Genomic DNA, 4,685 nt, shown 5'->3' with positions numbered 1-4,685 from the left:
CCGGCCGCGTGCTGATGCGCCCGCACGGTTGTCGAGTCGACGCAGACGATCGTCCAGTCCACCTGCCCGACGGCGTCGGAGTGCTGCTGGACATGGGCCAGCAGCCGGTCCCACGTCCCGTCGGCGGACCAGTGCCGGAAGCGTTCGTAGACCGTCTTCCACGGACCGTACCGCTCGGGCAGGTCACGCCATGCGGCCCCGGTGGACAGCTTCCACAAGATCCCGTTCACGACCTGGCGCCGGTCCCGCACCGGTCTGCCCATCCGGCCCGGCGCCAGCAACGGAGCGATCAACGCCCACGATTCATCCGTCAGTTCATGTCGACGCACCACGAACGGAGTAACGAGCGATCGACTTTACGGACACGGCCTAGCGCCGAAGGGCATACAGATGGCCGCTGTCCGATGCGGTGTTGCCCGACCAGTCGTCCTTCTTGCGGGTGGCGATGAGAACGCCGTCGCTGGCGATGGCGGGGCTTCCCACCACTTCACCCTCGCTTGTATATGTCCAGCGCTCCGTGCCGGTGGCCGCATCGACAGCGCGCAGCTTGCCGTCCGAGCTTCCGAAGTAGACAACTCCCTCGGCCAGGGCGGGTGAGGAGAAGATGTAATCGCCGGTGGACACGGACCAGCGCTTCGTTCCGGTGGTCGCGTCGAGGGCGTAGAAGTTCTTGTTGTGGCTGCCGAAGTAGACCAGGCCGCCGGAGACCACGGGGGTGGAGGAGATCTGCTCTCCGGCGCCATCTGTACGGAACTTCCAGCGCTCCGAGCCGTCGGCAGTGTTCACCGCGAAGAAGGTTCCCTCGGTCCCGCCGATGAAGACGGTGCCGTCGGCCACGACGGGTGAGGAGTCGTGGAACGGCTCACCGCCGGCGAAAGCCCACAGCTGGTTTCCGGTTGCCTCGTCCAGTGCGTAGAGGTTGCCGTCGCGGCTGCCTACGTAGACGACGCCCTTGCTGACAGCAGGGGACGAGACGATGCGGTCCTTGGCGGTGAACGACCAGCGCTTCGTTCCCGTGGCAGCGTGCACGGCGTGCAGGACGTTGTCCCAGCCGCCGACGAACACTGTGTCGTCGGCAACCGTCACCCCGACCGGAGTCTCGTTGGCGCTGCCAGTGGTGTACTTCCAGAGAATCCCCCTGTCGTTGCCGGCGTGCAGAACACCGTCCATACCGACGTAGTAGAAGGTTCCGCCGGACACTGCCAGACCGCAAGGAATCGAATCGTCATCCAGGTGCAGCGTGGAACTTGCGGTTCCGCCGGAGGCGTCGAGCACCAACAGGTCCGTTGCTCCGGTCGAGTGGTCGATGGTCACGTAGTAGACCTTGCCGTCGCTGACGACGGGAGAGGTGAACACCCACGGTCCCTTGGGAATCGACCAGAGCACGGATGCCTTCGACGCTGCGGGTGGCTGCGTGCCGGCCGGGCCGCCATGCCCGTTGGTACTGCCGACAGGCGGGGGGGTCGGATTCCCTCCCGTCGACGAGGAGTCGCCACCGGCGATGAGCTGCACGCCGCCGTAGCCGGCGAGCGCCAGAATGAGAATGACCAGGGTGAGAACCGCGAGCGTCCAGGCGTCGCCGCTGCGGATGTTGTTGATGATCTGGTCGCGGCCGGCGAAGTTACCCCGGGCCTTGTTCCCTGTTCCCTGGATGGTGATGCCCCCACCGGAAGCGAAGTTGGCGGGCTGAGCCGGGGCGGGCGCCTCTTCCGGGGCGGGTATGACGCTGGTGAGCTGGACGACGAAGGGCTGGTCGGCGGCCATCACGATCACCAGGGCACTGTGGAGACCGGCCTGGGCTGCAGGCTCCTGCGGCGCCGCGTCGAACGCGGCCACGGCGGCACTCTGCCCGGCGCCCGTGAGCCGGGTGCGAACCAGATCGCCGACCAGCGAAGCGGCGGCGCTGCCGGCGCCGGTGGCAGCCGCTGTGGCTGCGGTTGCCATCAGCTGGACCACGGCCGAGGCAAGATCGTCTAACCCGCTCATCAAGATGTCCCCCTGGACGAAAACAGTCATGCCCATGCTTCCAGGCGGTCCGATGGCTCAAGCAGAAAGAAGCCCAATCGCAACCTGCACAGCTCCGTCCTGGCCAACGACCCGAACGCGAGGCCCGACCATCCCTTGGGGCCGACGGCACCGTGCCGCAGAGGCATCGCCGCATGGCGGCGGTCGAAGTCGGTCACGTACTACACAGGTAGGCAAACCACCTGAAACGCGGAAAGTTTGGCTATCCCCCAGGACGTCACCGCAGCTCGTGCGCGACCACCGCCCCCAGGGGGAACATGACCGCGTGGCATGGGGAATTACGTGAAGCTGATCATGTAGATCCTGGGGAATTGCGTGACCGTCGACAGCCTCGAAGGTCTTCGAGAAGGACCTCGCCGGTAATCCCCTTCCGTGGGGCGCCGACGCGAGGTCCGCCGAGCCGTCCCCGACCGCGCGGTATGAGGGTGCCGGGCACCGGGCTACGCGGTCCTGCGGGGCAGGCATCCCACCGCAGGTGTGCGGTACGGGTGTGGGCGGCGCCGTATACCTCGGTGGGCGAGGCCGGTCCGTGGTGAGCTCCCTGCGCCTGCACCAGCGCCTGCCACCGGACCGAGAGGGAAGTCTCGGCCGTTCCTCACTCTCGCTTCTGCGGGGTTCGATCGGCCTCGTCCAGGGCGGTACGCCACGCACCGGAGAGCGCGATCTTCTTGAGCTGGTCGAGTCCCAGAGCGGGTTCTGCGCGCGTTCGGGGAAGGCGGTAGGCCCTCGCGTTGAGTTCGTTGACGGCGACGCGCAGTCCGTCGGGGCGCCAGATGTCCACCGACCACCGGACCGCGCCTTCGCCTCCCTTTTCCGGGTGGCTCCGGGCGAGTTTCACGCGCACGCCGTCAGGTTCCGTGGTCGCCCCCTGGAAGAGCTTCGTCAGCGCCTCGTCATCCGGCTTCCATTGCTGCACCGTGACCGCGACCAGGCATTTGCCCTGCCCGTCGTCCACCGTCAGATGCCCGTAGCCCGGCGCTCCGCCGCTGTCCGCCGTCTGCAGGTGGCCGGGGAGCGTGCGGCTGATGACGTCGGTGATCTTGCTCGCGGGGAGGGACTGGAAGGACGGCGTCGAGGTGGAACCCCGGGGAGGTGCGGGCAGGGCGGCCAGTACGGGCTGCCACGCCGCTGAGACCGCGATGTCGGTGAGCTGTCGCACGCTCAACGGCGGAGTCGGGCGACTGGGAGAGGCGTTCCGGGCGTTCGGCGTGTTGGACTCCGAGACGGTGACCACGCTGCCGTCCCGGTCGGTGCGCACCACTGTCCATCGCCGGCCCGCGGACGGCTTGGTCTCGTCGGCCGGGGACTTGTCGAGGATGAGCGTGGTGCCGTCGTGGAGGTGTGTGAGGGTGCAGTGACTGAAGGGGTGCTCGGAGAGATCCGGGCATTGCGACAGCTGCGGCGGCAGTGGCAGCGGGAAGCGGCCCACCGAAGCCGACACCTGGCCGAGTCCGCCGCCATCCCTGTAGGTGAGGATCGCGGGCGCGAACGGTTCGTTCGCCCCGGCATCGGCCTCGGGCACGATCGAGCCCCCTCCCGACGGCAGCAAGGTTCGCAGAACCTGGTTCACCGAGTGCGGGCCGGGTTGGGTTCGGGACGAGGAGGAGGAATGGGCGGACGAGGAGGAGCAGCCGGCCACGAAGACCACGCAGGCCAGTGGCGCGGTCAGGGACGCGTACCGGGCGGTGCGCCGACGCGATGAGTCGACGGCGCCTTCGGCGGACACCCTCATACGGATCAACCTTTCAGCTCGGGTAGGTGAACTGGGCGCGGAGCAGCCCGATGCGGAGCCGCGCCCGCCGCTTCCGCTCCCGTACGCCCGGCCTCTGCGGTGCCTTCACAGCGGCGCGCAGGCACGTTCCCGCACCGGAACCACGTACGGCCCGAAGGAGGGGAAACGGCGCGAGAGAACGCGAAGGTACGACTAGCCTGGGATCACGCTCCACGCCGTCACGGCGGTCGGCATGACGACAACCGCGTGCGCCTCTGCCGTCTCCGCGCGGATGCGGCCGAGAAGCGTGTCCACGTCGCCGATCGTCTCCGCGAGCTCGCCGGCCCGGCAGCTGCCGGGCAGAGGCGCCTGGGACAGGGCACGGTAGGTCTGGACGACGAGAGGAAGCACCGTGTCGTCCTCGGTGCCGCCCATCGGTGTCGTCGCCGAGAGGTCGGGCGCGGTCAGGCCCGCCTGCCGGAACAGCGAGTAGAGGCGCGCGCCCGTTCCCAGGCTGCTGCCGTTCACCATGAGTGCTGCGGCAATGGTTTCCAGCACTGCGCCGGTCAGCGGGGTGTGGGGTTCCACCCGGAGCGGGAAGTTGTCGAAGTCCTGGAAGGCCACGAGCCCGCCGGGGCGGACCAGACCGGACAGCCGGCGCAGTGCGGTCACCGGGTCGGGCAGGTGTCCCAGAACCAGTCGGCCGATCACGGCGTCCACCGATCCGCCGAGTTCGCTGTCGACATCCATGTCGACGTCGGTGTCGGTGTCGACGTCTATGTCGACGTCGGGCAGGGTCATCCGCCGGAACGAGATCGTGGCCTCCCCGTCCCCGCCCCGGCTCAGCTTCGTGGGGCGGGCGCGCGCGACAACAACGGAGCGCGGTGGCGCGGCGACACCGGGGAACGAGCACGGGGGCCCGCCAGATCGGAAGCGGGGCGGGGGAGGG

The 4,685-nt window shown here is 68.6% G+C and carries 4 protein-coding genes; all 4 read right to left on the bottom strand.

The features are described from left to right. On the bottom strand, positions 1-332 hold a 332-nt coding region (locus tag ACWEJX_RS37415), incomplete at its 3' end, for an IS5 family transposase (protein ID WP_451611868.1). A gap of 37 nt (positions 333-369) precedes the next feature. After that, positions 370-2,016, bottom strand: a complete 1,647-nt coding sequence (locus tag ACWEJX_RS37410) for an outer membrane protein assembly factor BamB family protein (RefSeq protein WP_451611867.1) — start codon at positions 2,014-2,016, stop codon at positions 370-372. A 604-nt stretch (positions 2,017-2,620) separates the two neighbouring features. Then, positions 2,621-3,595 (bottom strand): hypothetical protein, encoded by a 975-nt coding sequence (locus ACWEJX_RS37405; protein ID WP_451611866.1) that lies wholly within the window; start codon positions 3,593-3,595, stop codon positions 2,621-2,623. Between the two features lie 354 nt (positions 3,596-3,949). After that, on the bottom strand, positions 3,950-4,537 hold the full coding sequence (locus ACWEJX_RS37400) for a methyltransferase domain-containing protein (RefSeq protein WP_451611865.1): 588 nt from the start codon (positions 4,535-4,537) through the stop codon (positions 3,950-3,952). Positions 4,538-4,685: the final 148 nt, after the last annotated feature.

The sequence above is a fragment of the Streptomyces sp. NPDC004788 genome (assembly GCF_053601115.1).
The sequence above is the reverse complement of the archived record's forward strand: the minus strand, read 5'-3'. Positions and strand labels throughout refer to the sequence as shown.

What these genes read in the sequence shown, in the direction of transcription:
- ACWEJX_RS37400 (WP_451611865.1), bottom strand. Translation starts at nt 4,537, where the DNA reads ATGACCCTGCCCGACGTCGACATAGACGTCGACACCGACACCGACGTC.
- ACWEJX_RS37410 (WP_451611867.1), bottom strand. Translation starts at nt 2,016, where the DNA reads ATGACTGTTTTCGTCCAGGGGGACATCTTGATGAGCGGGTTAGACGAT.